The following is a 19,800-nucleotide window of genomic DNA, read 5'->3' as shown; positions in this document are numbered from 1 at the left end:
GCGACCACCTCGCAAGCCCGTCAGATTACTCCCAGACGGGCATGGGAGCTTGACGTGTCGCTGACGGTCGCCGGCTTGATGCGGAACCATGCCGCATAAAGAGCGGGGAGGAACAGCAGGATCAGTACGGTGCCAACCGCCGTGCCGCCGATCAGCGTGTAGGCCATAGACCCCCAGAAGACGGAATGCGTGAGGGGGATGAAGGCCAGCACCGCGGCAAGGGCGGTCAGGATCACCGGCCGCGTCCGCTGCACCGTGGCTTCGATGACGGCGTGATAGTCGTCGAGGCCGGCCGCTTGGTTCTCCTTGATCTGTTCGGTCAGGATCAGCGTGTTGCGCATCAGGATGCCGGCCAGACCGATCAGCCCGAGGATGGCGTTGAAGCCGAAGGGCTGGTTGAAGGCGAGCAGCATCGGCACGACGCCGACGACGCCGAGCGGTGCGGTCAGCAGGACCATGGCCATCATCGAGAAGGACCGAACCTGCAGCATGATGAAGACCAGCATGGCGGCGATCATGACCGGGAAGACCTTGCCGAGCGCCGTGTTGGCCTTGTTGGCCTCCTCGATCGACCCGCCCGCTTCGATGCGATAGCCGGCCGGAAGCGAAGCAATCAGCGGCTGAAGGGCCGTCATGATCTGCTTGGAGACCTCCGGCGGCTGGGTCGCCTCGTTGTAGTCCGAACGGATCGTGATGACGGATGTCCGGTCCCGGCGCTTCATCATCGGCTCCTCCAGGCGGATATCGGCATGGCCGATCTGGTCGAGCGGGATCTGCTGGCCGGTCCGGCTCGTCAGCGAGAAATCGGCCAGACGCGCCGGGTCCAGGCGTTCGCCGCCGGCGCTGCGCGCCACGATCGGGACGTTGCGGATGTTCTCGCGCACCTGGGTGACGGCAATCCCGGTCAGAAGGAATTGGAGCTGCTGCCCGACCTCCGCCGGTGAGAGGCCGATGAGGTTCAGGCGATCCTGGTCGGGCGTGAAGCGGAGCACCGGCGTGCGGTTGCCCCAATCCCGGTTGGCCTGCCGGACATCCGGCACGCTCCGCATGATGGCGAGGGCCTTTTCCGAAATGTCGTAGAGCTTTGCCGGATCGGGGCCCATCACCCGGAATTCGACCGGGAACGGCGTGTATGGGCCGAACACCAGCTGGGTGACGCGGACATAGGCCTCGGGTACCAATCCCTGCGCCACACTCTGCCGCAGCCGGTGCTTCAAGGTTTCGCGCGCCTCGGCGTCCGGCGTCAGCACGACGATCTTGGCGAAGGCGGGATCGGGCAGTTCGGGCGACAGGGCGATGAAGAAGCGGGGAGCGCCCTGGCCGATATAGCTGGTGACGATCTTCGCCTCCGGCTGCTCGGCCAGCCAGCGTTCGATCTTCTGGACCGAGGCCGTCGTCGTCTCGATGCTGGTGCCTTCCGGCAGGCGGACCTCCACCAGCACCTCGGGACGGTCGGAGGTCGGGAAGAATTGCTGCTTCACGCCGCCCATGCCGACGATGGCGGCGGCGAAGGCGAGGCCGACGACCCCGCAGGTCACGATCTTATGGCGCACGGCGAAGCTGATGACCCGCCGCAGGCGCTGGTAGTTTGGAGTGCCGTAGATCGCCTCGTGACCTCCGGGGACCGGTTTGATCGCCGGCAGCATCTTGACGCCCAGATAGGGGGTGAAGATCACCGCCACGATCCAGGAGACGATGAGGGAGAACCCCACGACCCAGAAGATGTTGCCGGCATATTCGCCGGCGGTCGAGCGCGCGAACCCCACCGGCAGGAAGCCGGCGATGGTCACCAGCGTGCCAGACAGCATCGGCGCCGCCGTGTGGCTCCAGGCATAGGCCGCTGCCCTGATGCGGTCGACGCCCTCTTCCATCTTCACCACCATCACCTCGATGGCGATGATGGCGTCGTCCACCAGCAGGCCGAGCGACAGGATCAGCGCGCCGAGCGTGATGCGGTCGAAGAAGCGGCCGGTTTCCAGCATGATCAGGAAGACGACGGCGAGCGTCAGCGGCACGGCCGCCGCCACGACGATGCCAACGCGCCAGCCGAGGCTGAGCAGGCTGACCAGCAGCACCACGCCCAGCGCCATGGCGAATTTGATCATGAATTCGTCGACCGCCGAGGTGATGTTGACCGCCTGATCGGTCACCTTGTCGAGCGTCATCCCGAGCGGCAGCGACCGCGCGATGCCGGCCGCCCGCTCCTCCAGCGCCTTGCCGAGCGCGAGGCCGTCCCAGCCCTCCTGCATGACGGTCGCCAGCATGACGGTGGATTCGCCCTGGTGGCGGATGATGTAGGTCGGCGGATCCTCGTAGCCGCGGCGGACCTCCGCGATGTCCGACAGCTTCAGCGTCCGCCCGGCGGCGACGATTGGCGTGTCGGCGATCGCCTGCACCCCGTCATAGGCACCGTCGATCCGGATGAAGACCTGCGGCCCCTGGGTGTCGATCGAGCCGGACGGCGTGACGGTGTTCTGCCGCTGCAAGGCGGCGATGATGTCCTGGGCCGACACGCCGAGGGTCGCCAGCTTGGTATAGGAGAACTCAACAAAGATCCGTTCCGGACGTTCGTCCAGGATGTTGACCTTCTTGACGCCGGGCACATGCAGCAGGTCCTGGCGGATCGTCTCCGCCTGCCGTGCCAGCTCGCGCATCGGCAGGCCCTTGGCATTCAGCGCATATAGGGCGAAGCTGACGTCGGAATACTCGTCATTGACGAAGGGGCCAAGCACGCCGGGCGGCAGGTTGCGCGTCTCGTCGCCCATCTTCTTCCGGGCTTGATAGAACTCCTCCTGCACCTTGGCCGGCGGCGTGCTGTCCTTCAGCGTCAGGGTCATATAGGCGTAGCCGGGCCGCGTCGTCGTCTCCACCCGGTCGTACCAGCTCAGTTCCTGAAGGCGCTTCTCCAGCGGTTCGGCGACGAGATCCTGCATCTCGCGCGCGGTGGCGCCCGGCCACACGCTGGTGACCGTCAGGGTCTTGATGGTGAAGGAGGGATCCTCCGCCCGGCCGAGCATGACGAAGGCGAAGGCGCCTCCCGCCGCCAGCAGGAGGATGAAGAACAGGGTGACGGCCCGTTCACGGACGGCGATGGCGGAAAGATTGAGGCTCATCACTGGCCCCCGCTCTCGGCGGCGGTCCTGACGCGGACCCCGTCCTGGAGAAGATGGGCGCCGAGCGATACCACCGGGTCGCCGAGGCCAAGCCCGGAGATCACAGCGGTGTCGCCGCTCACCCGGACCAGCCGGACCGGCTGGAAGCGCACCGTCGAACTGGCGCGGTCCAGGGTCCAGACACCGGTTTTCCGGCCGTCGTCCAGTACGGCTCCCAGCGGCACCTGCATGTCCGCCTGACCCGTCCGATCCACTGCCCGATCCACGGCCCGGCCCGCCGTCCATCCGGTCAGCCTGATGGTGACAGTCGCGCCGAGCGGTGCCGAGGCGGCGTCACCGTCGAGCACGTAGCGCGCCTCGTAGGTGCGGGTCTGGGCATCGGCGGCGTCCGACAGCTGGCGCAGATGCGCGCCGTAGCGCTGCCCGGCGGCACCATAGAGGCTGGCTTCGGCCGAAGAGCCGATCTGCGGCCGGATGGTTTCCGGCAATGCCACCACCGCCTCGCGTGGGCCGGCCTGGGCAATCCGGACGACGGTCTGGCCGGCGGCGACGACCTGTCCCGGCTCGCCAAGCGTTTCGACCACCGTTCCGTCGCTGTCGGCCACCAGGACCGAGTAGGTCGCCTCGTTCTCGGCGACCCGCGCATCAGCTTCCGCACTGGCGAGCTGCGCCTTGGCGGTGTCCAGCGCGGCCTTCGCCTGTTCATGACGCTGCCGGGTGGCCCAGCCGTCATTGACCAGACTGGCGTAGCGCCGCTCGTCCGCCTGGGTCTGCACGGCCGTTGCACGCGCCGCGGCGACCGCGTTGTGCTTTGCCGTGAGGGCGAGGCGCAGGTCGGTCTCGTCGATGCGCATCAGCGGCTGGCCGGCCTTGACCGGCTGCCCGACCGTCGCCAGCCGCTCGATGATCTTGCCGGGGACGCGGAAGCCGAGATTGCTCTGCACCCGCGCCCCGACCACTCCGGTAAAGCCGCGCTCCGATCCGGCGACCGGAACCGCCGCGGCAAGCCGGACGATCGGCGCTTCCTGCCGGGGGTCGCTCACCGCCGACGCCTCTTGTGTGTGCATGGACAGCGTCACGACCGCGGCGGCGCTCAGCGCCGCCGTCAGAACGCCACCCGCCACGACAATGGGTTTCTTTTTCATGCCCGCCGCCCCGATCAATTTAGATTGCGTACGACATCTATATCTATTATAGAGTTTGAACGCAATCTAAATGACAGGGCGCTCTCACATGGCGGCACCGCTATCGGCGGTGCTTCCGGGGCCGATCCCAACACAAGGAAGAAAGAGAGAGTTCGATGGCAAAGATCGATCGCGGCATCGCCTTGGTGACGGGTGCGTCATCCGGCATCGGCTACGCGGCGGCCAAGTCCCTGCAAGCCGCAGGGTTCGATGTGTTCGGAACCAGCCGTCACGCGGATGCCAAGGGTCCCGAGGGCGTCACCATGCTGACCTGCGACGTCACCGACGACGCCTCCGTGGCCGCCCTGGTTGATGAGGTGCTGGACGACGCCGGCCGCATCGATCTGCTGGTCAACAATGCCGGCGTCGGGCTTTTCGGCGGAGCGGAGGAGTCCTCGCTCGCCCAGGCACGGGCGCTGTTTGACGTGAACATGTTCGGCGTCATCCGCATGACCAACGCCGTGCTGCCGATCATGCGGCGCCAGAAAGGCGGCAGGATCATCAATCTCAGCTCGGCGCACGGCTTCATTCCGGCCCCCTATTTCGCGCTCTACGCCGCGACGAAACATGCGGTGGAGGGCTACTCCCAATCGCTTGACCATGAACTGCGCACGCTCGGCATCCGCGTCACGCTGGTCGAGCCCGCCTATACCCGGACCTCGTTCGACGGGAACCTCATCAAGCCGGACCGCTCGCTCGGCGCCTATGCGTCCGCGCTTGCCGGCGTGACCGTGGCCGTCGAGGACGCGATCAGGAAGGGTGACACGCCCGAGGCCGTGGCCGAAACCATCGTCAAGGCCGCGACGGAGTCCGAACCGAAGCTGCGCTACCCGGCGGGGAAACTCGCCCGGCAGGTCAGCCTCCTGCGCCGATTCGTCCCGGCCGCCGCCTTCGACAAGAGCCTGCGCAAGATGCTGCGGCTGCCGGTCTGAGCCCGTTTCGGGAGCAAACCCGTTACATCCGCTGCAAGGAAGGAGATCCCATGACCGCCCTGTCCCGTCGGGAGGGTCCTGCGACGCCGGCGCCAGCCTACAAAGTGCCGCCCGGCGTTCTGGACGGGCCGGTGGCGCCGACGATGCTCCGCCTCGCGGTGCCGACGACTCTGGTGCTGGTCGTCCAGACGCTGGTCGGGGTGGCCGAGACTTGGTTCGTCGGCTTTCTCGGGACCGATGCGCTCGCCGGCGTCGCCCTGGTCTTTCCCGTGCTCATGCTCATGCAGATGATGGCGAATGGTGGTATCGGCGGCGGCGTCTCCTCGGCCATCGCGCGGGCCTTGGGTGCGAAACGCCGCGAGGAGGCCGAAGCGCTGGTCTGGCACGCGGTCGTCCTGGCCGGCGCATTCGGCATCCTCTTCACGGTGGCGGCTCTCCTCGCCGGACCGCTCCTCTATCGGGCGATGGGGGGAACCGGACCGGCGCTGACGGCGGCGCTCACCTATTCCGGGGTCGTGTTCGCCGGCTCCATCCCGGTCTGGGTCACCGCCCTGCTGTCGTCGGCCCTGCGCGGCGCCGGGAATGTGAGGGTGCCGGCGCTCGTGATCTCGGCCGGCACCGTGCTCCTCATCCTCCTGTCGCCGGCCCTGATCTTCGGCTGGGGCCCCTTTCCCCGTCTCGGCGTTGCCGGCGGCGGGGCCGCGGTGGTCGTCTACTATCTGGTCGCGGCGCTTGCGCTGATGCTGTATCTGCGCTCTTCGAAGAGCCTCCTGACGCTGAGGATTGTTCCCCTGCGCGCCGGCCTGTTCAAGGACATCCTTGGGGTCGGTTTCCTGTCGGCGATCGGCACCGTCCAGGTCAATCTCACCGTTACCTTCGTCACAGCTGCGGTCGGCCGGTTCGGCGCCGATGCCATCGCCGGGTACGGCATCGCCTCGCGGCTCGATTACATCCAGATTCCGCTGATCTTCGGGCTCGGCACCGCCTTGGTCACCATGGTCGGCCACAACATCGGCGCAGGGCAGGTGGCGCGGGCGCGCAGCATAGCCTGGACCGGCGCCGCCATCGCCTTCGGCATGACCGAGGCCATCGGCCTTGCCGCCGCGATCTTCCCGCACGCCTGGATCGGCCTGTTCAGCGACGAGCCCGAGGTGATGGCGATGGGCACCCTCTATCTGCGGACCGTGGCGCCGGTTTACGGCGCGGTCGGGCTGGGGCTGGCGCTCTATTTCGCCAGCCAGGGCGCCAAGCATGTCCTGTTCCCCGTCCTGGCCGGCACGGTCCGCATGATCATCGCCGCCTTCATCGGCTGGGCGGCGGTCATCTGGTTCGATGCCGGGCTGTCGACCCTGTTCCAGATCACGGCCCTGGCGGCGGTTTCTTACGGACTTCTGACGGCCGCCGCGATGATGGGTGGTGCCTGGGGTCGGCATCACGCTTCCCATCCGCTACCTCGGAGACGTCCTGCGGAGTAGGTCGAGGTGGAGAATTGTGTCGGTCATCCATATCTCCTATAGAGGTTGATCGAAATCTAAAAAGGGGCATATCATGCGCGTGAGTCGCGTTCAGGCTGAGGAGAACCGGCAGACTGTGATCAACGTGGCGAGCCGTCTTTTTCGGGAGCACGGTTTCGACGGCATCGGTCTCAAGGATTTGATGGAGGCGGCAGGCCTAACCCAGGGCGCCTTCTACAAGCAGTTCGCGTCGAAGGAGGATTTGGCGGCTCAGGCATCAACGCGGGCGCTGGAAAGCGCCTACTGCCGATGGACGGCGGCAGCCGCCGCAAATCCGGAGGATCCGCTTGGCCCGGTGATCGGCTTCTATCTCAGCGCCGGGCACCGCGAGGAAAAGACCGACGGTTGCCCGATCGTCGCGCTCGGTTCCGATGCCGCCAGACACGGCGTCGCGGTGAAAGCATCGTTCGAAGCCGGGATCAGGACGCATCTCGACGTCCTCGAACGCCTGATTTCGGAAACGCAGGGCGAAGAGTTCAAAAGCAAGGCGATGGCGATTCTTTCATTGATGGTCGGTGCGCTGACACTCTCGCGTGTCGTCAACGATCCCGGCCTTGCTCAGGCCTTTCTGGATACGGCCGCTGCACAAGTTCGAAATATTGCAGCTGCTTGAATGGACGTGACCACAATGGGAACCGGTCGATCGGAGGGTGTTTGACCATGCCAGCAGGTACATCCGTCCGGCGGACCACAATCCTGACGATTGCCGGCCGGACCTTTCTTCGACAGGGCTATGCCGAGGCCTCGATGGATGGTATCGCCGCCGAGGTGGGCGGCTCCAAAAGCACGCTCTATCGTTATTTCCCTTCCAAAGCAGCGCTGTTCGCAGCCTATGTCGAGGAAGTCGGGACTTTGACCTGGGCCGCCCTTGCCGCTGTGCAGGTGGAGGAAAAGGGAACCGAGGCTGTCCTGGAGGACACGGCGCGCGCCTATCTGGACTTGATACTGTCCCCTTCAGCGCTTGCCGTGACCCGCCTCGTGATGGCTGAAACCGGTCGTTTTCCGGGGATTGGCCGCATCTTCTACGAGCGCGGAATTCGGCGCGCGGAAAGTCAGATCGCAGCCATATTGCAGCGTTTGGCCGAGCGGAGCGACGTACCCGGCTGGAACTTTCTGGCATTCCCCGGCGCTGCCGCTCATTTCAGGGCTCTCTGTGAAGCCGGACTGCATGAGGGATGCCTATGGGGTGTATACGAATCGGTTTCGCGGGAAGATGTTGCTACCGTTGCCCAGCAGGCGGTCGCCCGCTTCCTGCGAGGCTGTCAGGGGCAAACTTATCTTTGATTTTCAAAATAAAGAGAAGAAGCGGATAGGATTTTCCCGTATGTCCGTCAATGGGTGGTTTGGCGGACACTCTGATCCGGTCGGATCGGAGGTCGCGAAAAGGAGGCGCCATCACCATGAGCATGATGGTCAACCTCGCCAGCCTATAGCGGGATCAGCATCCGCTCCGCCGTAGCTGTCTTTGGTTGATAATGGCGACGTTGTTTAGCTGACACCTATCGCGCTGCCCTCACATTGCGCGCATCTCGGCCCTGATCCAGTTGGCGGTCGTCCTCACGTCAACGCGTCCCCGCAAATGATCGGCGATCCACAACTGGAGTTCATAGGGACCGGCAACGAAACCGAGAGGCGCGACAAGGTGACCCGATCGGATTTCGTCATCGACCAACAGCCTTGGGGCCAGTGCCAGGCCCAGTCCGCAAGCGGCCGCTTGTATGACGAGATAAAAATGCGCGTATACTTCATTCGGGGTCATCTGAAGCTCTGGGCGGCCTAAGGCAGCGGCCCAGTCGGTCCAAGCCTGCGGGCGTGTCGCACTGCCAAGGATCCGCGCACGCAAAAGGTCTTCCGGCTTTGAAAGTCCAAGCCGGTCTGCATAGTCGGGATGGCAGACCGGGCCGATCTCCTCATGGATCAGAGTCTCGGCGACAGCGCCTGCCGGTGCCCGATATATGCTTGTACGGATTGCGAGGCTGATCTCCTCGCGAATGAAGTCGACATTGTCATAGTTGACGTTGAGACGAAGCTCGATCGTCTGGTTTGCACGTTTGAATTTCTCAAGCCGTGGGATCAGCCAGCGCATCATCACCGTCGATGAACATGAAAGCGTCAGCGGACCCGGCTGAACGCGCGAGACTGCGATCTGCATCCGGTCGAACGCTTCGGCGAGCTCCGACGCAAGCTGGGCACCCTCGCGGGTCGGCACGATGGCCCTTGGATGCCGCTCGAACAATGGTAGGCCAAACCTTTCTTCCAATGCCTTTACATGGCGGCTCACAGCGCCATGCGTCACACCGAGTTCCGTCGCCGCGGCGTTCATGCTGCCGAGGCGTGCTGCCGCCTCGAAAGCCCGCAGCGCATTCAATGGCAGGTGGGTTATGGGCATCGCAGCCTCCCTTGAGACATTCGTGTGAGTTTTTATCACATCAGAGCGCGCCGATCTCGCCTGTGCAATGTTTGTACCCTGCATTATGTTTCCAACCAACAAGGCAGATCGCAAGTCAATCGCCAAGATTGTATAAAATATAGAAGAGATAAATCCCATGATTTCATTTGCAATAAGCGATTGTCATCCATTCTGTAATCGATGAAATTATCAGTATAACCTTTGAGTTCGTGAGAAATATCTTGATGATGATAGCGAAATTTTCCAACGAACTTTGAGAACGGATGCGGCCGCATCAATGCAATAAAGCGCGTTCGGCCTCATGATCCAAGGGAGGACATCGTGCCTGTCACCGCTCCATCTGTGCCTGCGCCCCCACTGCGCATTGAGGCTGACTATCTTGTCGAAACGATCGGTGATCCGCGCCGCGCCGTCGAGATCATGGCAGGGGAGCAGTCGAGCGGGACCTTCGTGCCCGTTCCCGGAGAGACGCCCGAGTTGAAGGCGCGCTCCGCAGCCCGTGTCGAACGCTTGGAAATCCTGGAAGAGCGGATCGAAACCCCGACGCTGCCGACCACCGCGGTGACCTCCGGCGTCGAGATCCGTCGGGCACGGGCGACGCTGTCCTGGCCAATCGAGAATTTCGGTGCCTCCCTTCCAAACCTGCTCGCCACCGTCGCCGGCAACCTGTTCGAGCTGAAGTCCATCACGGGCCTGCGCATCCTCGACATTCGTCTGCCGGCGGCCTTCGCACAGGCCTATCCGGGTCCGCGCTTCGGCATCGAGGGCACCCGTCGCCTCGCCGGGGTCAAGGATGGCCCTATCATCGGGACGATCATCAAACCGAGTGTCGGTTTCGACCCGCAGCAGACCGCGGATCTCGTCGCCAGCCTCTGCGCAGGCGGCATCGACTTCATCAAGGACGACGAATTGCAGGCGGACGGGCCGCATTGCCCCTTCGACGCGCGCGTTCGCGCCGTGATGCGGGTCGTCAACGCCCATGCTGACCGCTCCGGCCGCAAGGTGATGGTCGCCTTCAACCTCACGGGCGATCTCGACCAGATGCGCCGCCGCCACGACCTCTTGGTGGCGGAGGGCGCGACCTGCCTGATGGCGAGCGTGAACTCAGTCGGTCTCACCGGCATGATCGAGCTCGGCCGCTTCAGCACTCTGCCGATCCACGCGCACCGCAATGGCTGGGGCTATCTTTCACGCCATCCGCTGCTCGGCTGGTCCTATGTCGCGTGGCAGAAGATCTGGCGCCTCGCGGGTGCCGACCACATGCATGTCAACGGGCTCGCCAACAAGTTCTCCGAAGACGACGACAGCGTGATCGCCTCGGCGCGCACCTGTCTGACACCACTCTTCCCGGACAAGGCCTGCCTCGCCATGCCGGTCTTCTCCTCGGGGCAGGGAGTGCGGCAGGCGCCCGGCACCTACGGGGCGCTCGGCTCGACCGACCTTATCGTCACGGCGGGCGGCGGCATCGTGGCCCATCCGGGCGGGCCTGCCGCGGGTGTCGCGGCCCTGCGCCAGGCCTGGGAGGCGGCGGTCGCCGGCATCCCGCTCAGCCAGCACGCCCGCGAGCACAGGGAACTCGAACAGGCTCTGGGAGCCGCCGCATGAGCCCCTCTGCTCCGCGCGCGCTGCCCGACGGGCCGCTCATCGCCTTCTACGGCGACGACTTCACCGGCTCCTCCGCCTCAATGGAGGTGCTGGCCTTCGCCGGCCTGCCCACCGTCCTCTTCCTGCAACCGCCCTCCCGGAAACGGCTTGCGGACTTCGCGTCGATGCGGGCAATCGGCATCGCCGGGACCGCGCGGGCACAGTCGCCAGCCTGGATGGACGCACATCTGCCGGACATCTTCCGGCTGCTGGCCGGGCTCGACACGCCGGTGGCGCACTACAAGGTCTGCTCGACCTTCGATTCTGCCCCCCATGTCGGTTCGATCGGGCGGGCTGCCGACATCGGCGCGGCCGTCTTCGAGCCCGCCTGGATGCCGATGGTGGTCGGCGACCCGGGAATGGGCCGCTACCAGAGTTTCGGCCATCTGTTCGCTCTTGCCGACGGCATCGGCTATCGCCTGGACCGGCATCCGACGATGGCGCGCCATCCGGTCACGCCGATGGACGAGGCGGACCTCGGTCGCCACCTTGCCCGCCAGACTGAAAAACGCATCGGTCTTGTTGATTTCGTGGCGATGAAGCGTGGGCATGCCGAAGCCCAGCTCATCCGTGCCTTGGACAATGCCGCCGAGATCATCTCCCTCGATGTGCTCGACCGCGAGACATTGACCGAGGCCGGGCGCCTGATCTGGGAGCGGGCCGGAGCGCCCGCCTTTGGGATCGGCTCGCAAGGCTTCGAAGCCGCGCTTGTGGCCTACTGGCAGGCGGCCGGTCTGCTCCCGACGGAGCCGAACCTTCCCCATCCCAAGCCCGTCGGGCGGATCGCCTGTGTGTCCGGCTCGGTGTCGCCGGTGACGGCTGCACAGATCGCCCACGCGCTCGACAATGGCTTCGCCGGTATCCGGATCGACGCCCGGCGCGTGGTCGATCCGGCCGCGTGGGAGCGCGAGATCGGCCGCGTCGGCGAGGCGGCATTGGCGGCGCTCGGCGAGGGGCGCGACCCGCTCGTCTACAGCGCCACCGGCCCCGACGACCCGGCAGTTTCGGATTTCCTGACTGCGACCCAGGCGGCCGGGCTTTCGGTCGAACTGGTGAACGAGCGGCTTGGAGCGGGGCTCGGACAGGTTCTGCGCGCCGCGATCATCGGCGGCGGCTTGACCCGCGCGGTGATCTCCGGCGGTGATACGTCGGGGCGGGCCGCCGCACAGCTTGGCATCGACGCGCTGACCGCGATCGGTCCGCTCGATCCCGGTTCGCCGCTCTGCCGCACCTATGGCGAGGAGTGCCCGGTCGACGGGCTGGAAATCGCTCTGAAGGGCGGTCAGGTCGGACGTCCCGACTTCCTCCAGGCCGTCAAGCAAGGCGGACGTTCATCATGAGGAGGGAAACTGTGATGCACCGAAGATTGGCCGCGAATGTCGCACCGGGGCACGGGCGGCGCGCGCGGCATCGGGCTCATGACCGCTTGCGCCTTCTGATATTCGAGCGCGCCGCTCCGCCCATGGCCTGAGTGGCGTCGCAATCCAGCAAAAAGAACACGATCCGACGGAGGAAACCATGACCCTGATCCTTTCACGGCGGCGCTTCGCGACCTTGGGCGCGACGGTGGCGATCGGTGCGGCTCTGCCCCTGCGTTATGCCCGCGCGGCCGAGTTCAGCTTCAAGCTCGGAACCAATGTTCCCGAGACGCATCCGCTCAACGTGCACGCCCGAAAGGCCGCGGCGGCACTTCTGGAAGCCACGGGCGGCCGGGTCGAGCTGAAGCTTTTCCCCAACAACCAGCTCGGCGGCGATGCCGACATGTTCTCGCAGCTGCGCTCCGGCGCGCTCGAGTGCTTCACCCTCTCCGGCGTCAACGTGCTTTCGACGTTGATCCCCTCCACGGCGATCTCGGGTGTGGGCTTCGCCTTCAAGGACTACCCGACCCTGTGGAAGGCCCTCGACGGCCGTCTCGGTGAGCATCTGCGCGGCCAAATCTCGAAGGCCGGCCTCGTTGCCATGGAAAAGATCTGGGACAACGGCTTCCGGCAGGTGACGACGAGCACGAAGCCGGTCGTCACTCCCGACGATCTCAAAGGCATGAAGATTCGCGTCCCGGTCAGCGCGCTCTGGACCTCGCTGTTCAAATCGCTGGGTGCCACGCCGGCCGGCATCAATTTCGCGGAGGTGTATTCCGCCCTGCAAACCCGGATCGTGGACGGCCAGGAGAACCCGCCGGCGATCATCTCCGCGGCGAAGCTGTACGAGGTGCAGAAATACTGCTCGCTGACGAACCACATGTGGGATGGCTGGTGGTTCCTGATGAACCGCCGCGCCTGGTCCCGCCTGTCGCCTGAACTGCAGGAGACGTTCGCGCGCGTGGTGAACGGTGCCGCCATGGCCGAGCGCCAGGAGGTGGCACAGCAGAACGAAAACCTGAAAGCCGACCTCGCCGCCGCGGGAATGACCTTCAACAACGTCGAACCCGCGCCATTCCGCGAGACGCTGACGAAAGCCGGCTTCTATCGGGACTGGAAGGAGAAGTTCGGGGCAGAGGCCTGGAGCATCCTCGAGGAGGCGACCGGCGAGCTCAGCTGAGGTCCGCTGCGAAGCCGACGGCGCCCGTGACATCTCCTCGACCGGCGCTGTCGGCTGGCTGCGGGAGGATGCCTGTCGGCATGCCGACCTGCTCCGCAGCATCGCGTTCATCCTTGGAAATTTCTGACGACAGCGTCGTCCGCGGCTGGGCGGTCGCCAACGCACGATCCCGCTTGCCAGCCCGCAACCGAACCAGAGGCGGCTGAGAGGCCGACAGAACCATGCGCCGCCACCGCCGCGCCAAGATCGTCGCCACCGTAGGTCCCGCGAGTGCCGCGCCTGACAAGCTGCGGGCCCTTTTCCTTGCGGGCGTCGATACCTTCCGGCTGAACTTCAGTCACGGCCTGCAGGAGGACCACGCCAGGGTCCATGCGGCGATCCGCGCACTGGAGCAGGAGGTCGGCCGTCCAATCGGCATCCTGCAGGATCTCCAGGGTCCCAAAATCCGGATCGGCACCGTCAAGGATGGCCGGCTCGACCTCACGGCGGGTGAGACGGTTCGCTTCGTCCTCGACGGCAGCGAGGGCGACAAGCAGGCGATCCCGCTATGCCACCCGGAGATCTTCGCGGCGGCCGCTCCGGGCCAGGATTTGCTGATCGACGACGGCCGGATACGGGTACGGGTCGTCGGGCTCGACGCCGATACACTCACCGCCGAGGTGATCACCGGCGGCCCGGTCTCCAACCGCAAGGGCGTGAACCTGCCCGGCACTCTGCTCGATCTCTCGCCCTTGACGCCCAAGGATCGCGCGGACCTCGCCTTTGGGCTGGAGCTTGGGGTGGACTGGGTTGCGCTCTCCTTCGTGCAGAAGCCCTCGGACGTCGTGGAGGCACGCGCGCTGATCGGCAACCGCGCCGGCATCCTGTCGAAGATCGAGAAGCCGCAGGCGCTGGAGCGGATCGGGGATATCATCCGGTTGTCCGACGCCGTCATGGTCGCCCGCGGCGATCTCGGCGTCGAGATCCCGCACGAGGATGTGCCGGGGCGCCAGAAGGAGTTGATCCGCGCCTGCCGGCTCGCGGCCAAGCCCGTCGTGGTGGCGACCCAGATGCTTGATTCGATGGTTGCGGCACCCGCCCCGACCCGGGCGGAGGCGTCGGATGTGGCGACCGCAATCTATGACGGGGCCGATGCCGTGATGCTCTCAGCGGAATCGGCAACCGGGCAATATCCGGTCGAAGCGGTGACGATGATGGACCGCATCATCCGCAGCGTGGAAGGACACAAGCTCTACCGCTCGATCATCGCCACCTCCGATCCCGGCGAGGAGGAGACGCCGCCGCATGCGGTCGCCTCGGCAACCGCGACGCTCGCCGAAGCGGTGCAGGCCAGTGCCATCGTGACCTATACGACGAGCGGTACCACGACCGCGCGCGTCGCCCGCAAACGGCCCGCAGTGCCGATCCTGGCCCTGACCCCGCATCTGGCGACAGCACGGCGGCTGTGCCTGATGTGGGGTGCTCACAGTGTCCACACGGATGACGTCGACTCCTACGAGGAGATGACGACCAAGGCTGCGGACTGTGCCGTACAGGAGGAGTTCGCCAGAAGCAGCGACCTCATCGTCACCACTGCCGGCATCCCCTTCCAGATGGCCGGAAATACCAACAACATAAGAGTAATTCAGATCCAATAAAATAAAGAGTGTCGCCAACAAGAAATTAATTGCTTTACCCAATGAATTTAGCGCCCAATTTTTGTGATTCACGCAAGAGAAGAGCGACTAACCCCAATTGATGAGACGCGCAGGCAGGCGTTCAATTCTCAAGTCCGCACCTCAATACAATCGGTCAGGATCGACTGTCAGTCGCTCTGATAAGGTCAAGCAAGGGAGGAGCTACTATGCATATCGATAGCGCGGCCGCAGAGACTGCGCCCGGCACCGAATTCCAAGGGCCGCCGTTGAGCGACAGATCCTGGCTGAGGCGGATCGATGTTGCGATCGGGTATCTTGTCGAGATTCCAGCCGCTCTCCTTGTGGTCGCTGAGATCGTGGTGCTGTTCACCGGCGTGATCAGCCGCTATGTCCTCCATCAGCCGCTCGTCTGGTCGGACGAACTGGCCTCGTTCCTATTTCTCTGGCTCGCCATGCTCGGCGCGGTGGTCGCCTTCCGTCGCTCCGAGCACATGCGCATGACTGCCATCGTTTCCATGACCGGGCCGCGAACGCGTGCCTTCCTTGAAACGGTGGCACTGGTCGCCGGCCTGATCTTTGTCGCCCTCATGCTGCATCCGGCCTACGAGTTCGCCGCCGAGGAAGTTTTCGTTCAGACACCCGCGCTGGAAATCAGCAATGCGTGGCGCGCCTTCGCTTTGCCGATCGGCTTGGGCCTGATGCTGCTGATCGCCGTGATCCGTCTGCTCGAGACGGCCGACTGGCGCTTGACAGTGGGCGCGCTGATTCTGGGTTTGGCGATCGCAGGCGGACTGGTAGCCCTGCATCCGGTGCTGGCCGGGCTGGGAAACCTCAATCTGCTGCTGTTCTTCGTTCTGGGCGTCGGCGCATTGGTGCTCTCCGGCGTGCCGATCGCCTTCGCCTTCGGCCTGTCCACCTTCGCCTACGTGACACTCACCACCCAAGCGCCGTCGATGGTGGTGGCCGGCCGCATGGACGAGGGGATGAGCCACCTGATCCTGCTCGCGGTGCCGCTCTTCGTCTTCCTCGGCCTCCTCATCGAAATGACGGGAATGGCCAAGGCGATGGTGGGCTTCCTCGCCACGCTGCTGGGCCATGTGCGCGGCGGACTGCACTATGTGCTGGTCGGGGCGATGTATCTCGTCTCCGGCATTTCAGGTTCGAAGGCGGCCGACATGGCGGCGGTGGCCCCCGTGCTGTTTCCCGAGATGAAGGCCCGGGGGGCGAAAGAGGGTGACCTCGTGGCGCTGCTCGCCGCCACCGGCGCGCAGACCGAGACCATTCCGCCCTCGATCGTGCTGATCACCGTCGGATCGGTGACGGGTGTTTCGATCACCGCCCTGTTCACCGGTGGATTGCTTCCCGGCCTCGTGCTGGCGGTGGCGCTCTGCGGGCTGGTCTGGTGGCGTTATCGTGGCGAGGACCTCTCCCACGTGCGTCGCGCATCGGCAGGTGAAATCGGCAAGACCTTCATGATCGCCATTCCCGCCATCGCGCTCCCCTTCGTCGTCCGTTTCGCCGTGGTCGAGGGGATTGCGACCGCCACCGAGGTCTCGACCATCGGCATCGTCTATGCCGCACTGGCGGGCCTGCTCATTTACAGGCAGTTCGACTGGCGGCGGCTTTTCCCGATGCTCGTCACGACCGCGGCGCTGTCCGGAGCGATCCTGCTGATCATCGGGGCAGCGACCGGCATGGCCTGGGCGCTGACGCAATCCGGCTTCTCGGAGAGCCTCGCGGTGGTGATGAAGAGCCTGCCGGGCGGAACCATCGGCTTCCTTCTCGTCTCCGCAGTGGCCTTCATCGTGCTCGGCTCGGTGCTGGAAGGCATCCCGGCAATCGTGCTTTTCGGGCCGCTGCTGTTCCCCATCGCCCGCGCGGTCGGGGTGCACGAGGTGCACTACGCCATGGTGGTGGTGCTCGCGATGGGCGTAGGCCTGTTCGCCCCGCCCTTTGGCGTCGGCTACTATGCTGCCTGCGCGATCAGCCGGATTCATCCCGATACCGGCATCCGCCCGATCGTCGGCTACATCCTGGCCCTGTTGCTCGGCCTGCTGGTGGTGATCCTGGCCCCCTGGATCTCGATCGGGTTTCTGTAATTCACACGCGCTACGCGGCAGCGCGCCGACGGTCTGACCGGTCAATGGCCTGACCGTCGGCGGCATCCGACACTTTTACTTGATAGGAAGCGAGAACATGCAGCAGTCCACTTCAGAGCAGCGTGTTGCGGTCGTCACCGGTGGCGCGATGGGCATCGGCGCCGAGGTCTGCCAGCGGCTGTCCGCAGCCGGAATGATGGTCATCGTCGCGGATCGCGATGAGGCCGCAGCTCACGCAACCACCGCCGAATTGCGCGCGATGGGAGGTACGGCCGAGGCACAGAAAATCGATGTCAGCGATCCCGATTCCGTGGCTGACGCCTTTGCCGATATCGATCGGCGCCATGGCCGCTGTGATGTGCTCGTCAACTCGGCCGGCATCGCCAAGGTCTTTCCGTTCCTCGATTTCCCGTTGGATAATTTCGCCGCGACGATGGCGGTCAACGTCACCGGCGCCTTCCTGTGCTGCCAGCAGGCGGCACGGTTGATGGCACGACGCAAATGGGGGCGAATCGTCAACATCGCCTCAGTGGCCGGCATGCGTGCGGTCGGCAGCGGACGCACGGCCTATGGCACATCGAAGGGCGCGGTGATCGCGCTGACCCGGCAAATGGCGGTTGAATTGGCCGAACATGGGGTAACCGCAAACGCCGTCGCTCCCGGACCGGTTGACACGCCGATGACGCGAGAACTGCACACTGCCCAGTTCCGCCGCGAGTACGAGAATGCAATTCCCATGAACCGCTATGGAACGACCGGGGAGATTGCGGCGGCAGTGATGTACTTGGTGTCCGAGGACGCTGGTTACGTGACCGGCATCACCCTGCCGGTCGATGGCGGCTTCCTGGCCTCAGGCGCCAGAGGCATTTGATATATCTTCTATACCCAAGAAGAGAGAGGAAAGAACGGAGGGGCAACGCGATAGGCGTCAGCCAGAGAACATTCCACTCGGTTGGAGTCGAAGGGCGATCCCCACCGAAGTCGAGTTCTGGTTCAAGACGCGGGCTGGCGACGGAGGCCAGCCCGCATGACGGCACCTCTTTACATGGAATTTCTTCTGATGATCCTGGTCCCCTGGATCTCGATCGGGTTTCTGTAGTTCACCCCAGCTTCACCGTCGCATTTCTGGCTATAGGCTTAGCTGGCGAGCGTTTGACCGCGTCGTCTCAAAGCCGAGCCGGCGACGACAGCAGCGGACTCGATCAAACTGCCTGTTCAAGCCGACGGCGGCACCATTGCCTCGGAGTCCGCCCGAAAGACGGCTCCAGGAGACTCAGAACTGGGAAGAAGTCCTCAGCCCGCAAGGATCGCCGACTGCTGACGGAGGTGGTGTCTGAACCGCTCGGCGTAGTCTTCCGACACCGCGGCCTTGACGCTCTCCCGCGCCGCCAACGCCGCCCGCAACGCCGAGACGCGGGTGAGATCCTCGAACATCAGCTTCGAGACCGTTTGATCAATGATGTCGAAATAGCGGAAGAGGGGAGCGAACACGGCATCCACCATGCCGAAGGCGGTGCCGCTGAAATACGGCCCTTGCCCAAGCACTGAACCGCGCCGGGTTTCCCGGAGGCCATTTGTGTTGAGTCACGCCGCCATGGCGACGTCCTCGGTTTGGGCATCGTAACGCGCTTCGGCCTCGGCGGGAGGAATGTTGCCGATGGGTTCGAGCAAGCGCCGGTGGTTGAACCAGTCGACCCATTCGAGAGTGGCGAGCTCGACGGCCTCCAGGGTGCGCCATGGTCCCCGGCGCCGGATCACCTCGGTCTTGTAGAGGCCGTTGATGGTCTCGGCCAAAGCGTTGTCGTATGAATCACCGACGCTGCCCACGGAGGGTTCGACGCCGGCCTCGGTGAGGCGATCGGTGTAGCGAATGGCAAGGTATTGCGAGCCGCGGTCGGAGTGGTGGATGAGGCCGCTGCCCTTGGCCGGCCGACGGTCGTGGAGCGCCTGTTCCAAGGCGTCGAGGACGAAGCCGGCGTGTGCCGTGCGCGATACCCGCCAGCCGACGATGCGGCGCGCGAAGGCGTCGATGACGAAGGCCACGCAGACGAAGCTCTGCCACGTGGCCACGTACGTGAAATCCGCCACCCACAAGGCATTCGGGCGGGGCGCCTGGAACTGCCGGTTCACCCGGTCAGCCGGCTCTCGCGGTTCCGTTCCGGAACCGCTGCCGCCGCAAGGGGGGCATGACGCCGCCCGGTCGCTGATCGTGGTGCGTACCGCTTTGCCGCGTGTCGCGCCCTTCAGGCCCATCTGCTTCATCAGTCGGGCCACTGTGCAGCGCGCCACGTCGAGGCCCTCCTGCCGCAACTGCCGCCACACCTTGCGTACCCCATAAACCTGGAAGTTCGCGTCCCAGACCCGCCGGATAGCCAAGCTCACCTCCGCGTCGCTTCGCGAGCGGGCCGGCGCCTTGGCCGGATCGGACGTCCGGGCGGCATGGGCATGGTAGGTGGACGGGGCGATCGGCAGCACTCGGCAGATCGGCTCGCCCCCGTGAACGGCGCGATGCGCGTCGATGAAGGCGATCATTTCCGAAACGGGCGGTCGAGCTCCGCCTGAGCGAAATACGCCGACGCCTTGCGTAGGAACTTGATCTTGCCCCGGTTGGGTGGACACCTTCCCGCTCCACTCCGAGCTTAGCTGTGGTGTCCACCCAACCGGGGCAAGATCAATGGCCGCCTCCCTGCAATAACGTCCATCACATCGTCAGAGCGCGAGGCTTTCGA

15 protein-coding genes, 1 pseudogene and 1 other annotated feature are annotated in these 19,800 nt (G+C 65.0%); of the genes and pseudogenes, 10 read left to right on the top strand and 6 right to left on the bottom strand.

Annotated elements, in window-relative coordinates; translation table 11 throughout:
- Positions 1-20: 20 nt before the first annotated feature.
- Together FZ938_RS17385 and FZ938_RS17380 are read right to left on the bottom strand one after the other, a co-directional pair.
- Positions 21-3,113, bottom strand: coding sequence for an efflux RND transporter permease subunit (locus FZ938_RS17385; protein WP_149199737.1), 3,093 nt, complete (start codon positions 3,111-3,113; stop codon positions 21-23).
- A complete protein-coding gene (locus FZ938_RS17380; protein WP_149199736.1) occupies positions 3,113-4,258 on the bottom strand; it encodes an efflux RND transporter periplasmic adaptor subunit in 1,146 nt (381 codons plus the stop codon). The genes FZ938_RS17385 and FZ938_RS17380 overlap by 1 nt, the downstream gene beginning before the upstream one ends.
- A 155-nt stretch (positions 4,259-4,413) precedes the next feature.
- On the opposite strand from FZ938_RS17380, the gene FZ938_RS17375 reads away from it, so the two are divergent.
- The 4 genes from FZ938_RS17375 (at position 4,414) to FZ938_RS17360 (ending at position 8,027) form a co-directional block, all read left to right on the top strand.
- Complete coding sequence (locus FZ938_RS17375) at positions 4,414-5,229, top strand: oxidoreductase (RefSeq protein WP_149199735.1); 816 nt, start codon at positions 4,414-4,416, stop codon at positions 5,227-5,229.
- Positions 5,230-5,279: 50 nt separating this feature from the next.
- Positions 5,280-6,704 carry an MATE family efflux transporter gene (locus FZ938_RS17370; RefSeq protein WP_149199734.1) on the top strand — a complete coding sequence of 475 codons (1,425 nt, stop codon included), beginning with the start codon at positions 5,280-5,282 and terminating at the stop codon, positions 6,702-6,704.
- Positions 6,705-6,777: 73 nt separating this feature from the next.
- Entirely contained in the window at positions 6,778-7,356 is a 579-nt protein-coding gene (locus FZ938_RS17365; RefSeq protein WP_149199733.1) for a TetR/AcrR family transcriptional regulator, read from the top strand.
- Positions 7,357-7,403: 47 nt separating this feature from the next.
- Positions 7,404-8,027 carry a TetR/AcrR family transcriptional regulator gene (locus FZ938_RS17360; RefSeq protein WP_246457360.1) on the top strand — a complete coding sequence of 208 codons (624 nt, stop codon included), beginning with the start codon at positions 7,404-7,406 and terminating at the stop codon, positions 8,025-8,027.
- A 229-nt stretch (positions 8,028-8,256) separates the two neighbouring features.
- Here the strand turns inward: FZ938_RS17360 and FZ938_RS17355 are convergent, their stop codons facing one another.
- Positions 8,257-9,132 carry a LysR substrate-binding domain-containing protein gene (locus FZ938_RS17355; protein ID WP_149199731.1) on the bottom strand — a complete coding sequence of 292 codons (876 nt, stop codon included), beginning with the start codon at positions 9,130-9,132 and terminating at the stop codon, positions 8,257-8,259.
- Between the two features lie 342 nt (positions 9,133-9,474).
- On the opposite strand from FZ938_RS17355, the gene FZ938_RS17350 reads away from it, so the two are divergent.
- The 3 genes from FZ938_RS17350 (at position 9,475) to FZ938_RS17340 (ending at position 13,335) form a co-directional block, all read left to right on the top strand.
- Positions 9,475-10,758: a ribulose-bisphosphate carboxylase large subunit family protein gene (locus FZ938_RS17350; protein ID WP_246457361.1), complete on the top strand. Its 1,284-nt coding sequence runs from the start codon at positions 9,475-9,477 to the stop codon at positions 10,756-10,758.
- A complete protein-coding gene (locus FZ938_RS17345) occupies positions 10,755-12,137 on the top strand; it encodes a four-carbon acid sugar kinase family protein (RefSeq protein ID WP_149199730.1) in 1,383 nt (460 codons plus the stop codon). Before FZ938_RS17350 ends, FZ938_RS17345 begins: the two co-directional genes overlap by 4 nt.
- A 178-nt stretch (positions 12,138-12,315) precedes the next feature.
- Entirely contained in the window at positions 12,316-13,335 is a 1,020-nt protein-coding gene (locus FZ938_RS17340; protein WP_149199729.1) for a TRAP transporter substrate-binding protein, read from the top strand.
- Here FZ938_RS17340 and FZ938_RS30625 read toward each other — a convergent pair.
- A complete protein-coding gene (locus tag FZ938_RS30625) occupies positions 13,328-13,495 on the bottom strand; it encodes a hypothetical protein (protein WP_174757125.1) in 168 nt (55 codons plus the stop codon). The two genes, FZ938_RS17340 and FZ938_RS30625, sit on opposite strands and share 8 nt — an antisense overlap.
- 61 nt (positions 13,496-13,556) lie before the next feature.
- Between FZ938_RS30625 and pyk the strand changes: the two genes are divergently transcribed.
- The 3 genes from pyk (at position 13,557) to FZ938_RS17325 (ending at position 17,942) form a co-directional block, all read left to right on the top strand.
- Positions 13,557-14,972 (top strand): pyruvate kinase, encoded by a 1,416-nt coding sequence (gene pyk, locus FZ938_RS17335; RefSeq protein WP_149199728.1) that lies wholly within the window; start codon positions 13,557-13,559, stop codon positions 14,970-14,972.
- Positions 14,973-15,178: 206 nt separating this feature from the next.
- Complete coding sequence (locus tag FZ938_RS17330; protein WP_149199727.1) at positions 15,179-17,071, top strand: TRAP transporter large permease; 1,893 nt, start codon at positions 15,179-15,181, stop codon at positions 17,069-17,071.
- Between the two features lie 97 nt (positions 17,072-17,168).
- On the top strand, positions 17,169-17,942 hold the full coding sequence (locus tag FZ938_RS17325; protein WP_149199726.1) for an SDR family NAD(P)-dependent oxidoreductase: 774 nt from the start codon (positions 17,169-17,171) through the stop codon (positions 17,940-17,942).
- A gap of 422 nt (positions 17,943-18,364) precedes the next feature.
- On the opposite strand, the gene FZ938_RS17320 is transcribed toward FZ938_RS17325, so the two are convergent.
- Both FZ938_RS17320 and FZ938_RS17315 read right to left on the bottom strand, forming a co-directional pair.
- On the bottom strand, positions 18,365-18,616 hold the full coding sequence (locus FZ938_RS17320; protein ID WP_211101090.1) for a hypothetical protein: 252 nt from the start codon (positions 18,614-18,616) through the stop codon (positions 18,365-18,367).
- 39 nt (positions 18,617-18,655) lie between these two features.
- Positions 18,656-19,665, bottom strand: a pseudogene (locus tag FZ938_RS17315) (IS3 family transposase); the annotation flags it as partial.
- Positions 19,529-19,645, bottom strand: a sequence feature (AL1L pseudoknot). Its footprint overlaps the pseudogene before it by 117 nt.
- Positions 19,666-19,800 lie beyond the last annotated feature (135 nt).

The organism is Azospirillum oryzae (assembly GCF_008364795.1).
Taxonomy (GTDB): domain Bacteria; phylum Pseudomonadota; class Alphaproteobacteria; order Azospirillales; family Azospirillaceae; genus Azospirillum; species Azospirillum oryzae.
The sequence above is the reverse complement of the archived record's forward strand: the minus strand, read 5'-3'. Positions and strand labels throughout refer to the sequence as shown.

Excerpts from the sequence above, each read along its gene's own strand:
- FZ938_RS17385 (WP_149199737.1), bottom strand. The coding sequence starts at position 3,113 with ATGAGCCTCAATCTTTCCGCCATCGCCGTCCGTGAACGGGCCGTCACC.
- FZ938_RS17325 (WP_149199726.1), top strand. The coding sequence starts at position 17,169 with ATGCAGCAGTCCACTTCAGAGCAGCGTGTTGCGGTCGTCACCGGTGGC.
- FZ938_RS17380 (WP_149199736.1), bottom strand. The coding sequence starts at position 4,258 with ATGAAAAAGAAACCCATTGTCGTGGCGGGTGGCGTTCTGACGGCGGCG.
- FZ938_RS17375 (WP_149199735.1), top strand. The coding sequence starts at position 4,414 with ATGGCAAAGATCGATCGCGGCATCGCCTTGGTGACGGGTGCGTCATCC.
- FZ938_RS17345 (WP_149199730.1), top strand. The coding sequence starts at position 10,755 with ATGAGCCCCTCTGCTCCGCGCGCGCTGCCCGACGGGCCGCTCATCGCC.
- FZ938_RS17355 (WP_149199731.1), bottom strand. The coding sequence starts at position 9,132 with ATGCCCATAACCCACCTGCCATTGAATGCGCTGCGGGCTTTCGAGGCG.
- pyk (WP_149199728.1), top strand. The coding sequence starts at position 13,557 with ATGCGCCGCCACCGCCGCGCCAAGATCGTCGCCACCGTAGGTCCCGCG.
- FZ938_RS17365 (WP_149199733.1), top strand. The coding sequence starts at position 6,778 with ATGCGCGTGAGTCGCGTTCAGGCTGAGGAGAACCGGCAGACTGTGATC.
- FZ938_RS17330 (WP_149199727.1), top strand. The coding sequence starts at position 15,179 with ATGCATATCGATAGCGCGGCCGCAGAGACTGCGCCCGGCACCGAATTC.
- FZ938_RS17340 (WP_149199729.1), top strand. The coding sequence starts at position 12,316 with ATGACCCTGATCCTTTCACGGCGGCGCTTCGCGACCTTGGGCGCGACG.
- FZ938_RS17370 (WP_149199734.1), top strand. The coding sequence starts at position 5,280 with ATGACCGCCCTGTCCCGTCGGGAGGGTCCTGCGACGCCGGCGCCAGCC.
- FZ938_RS17360 (WP_246457360.1), top strand. The coding sequence starts at position 7,404 with ATGCCAGCAGGTACATCCGTCCGGCGGACCACAATCCTGACGATTGCC.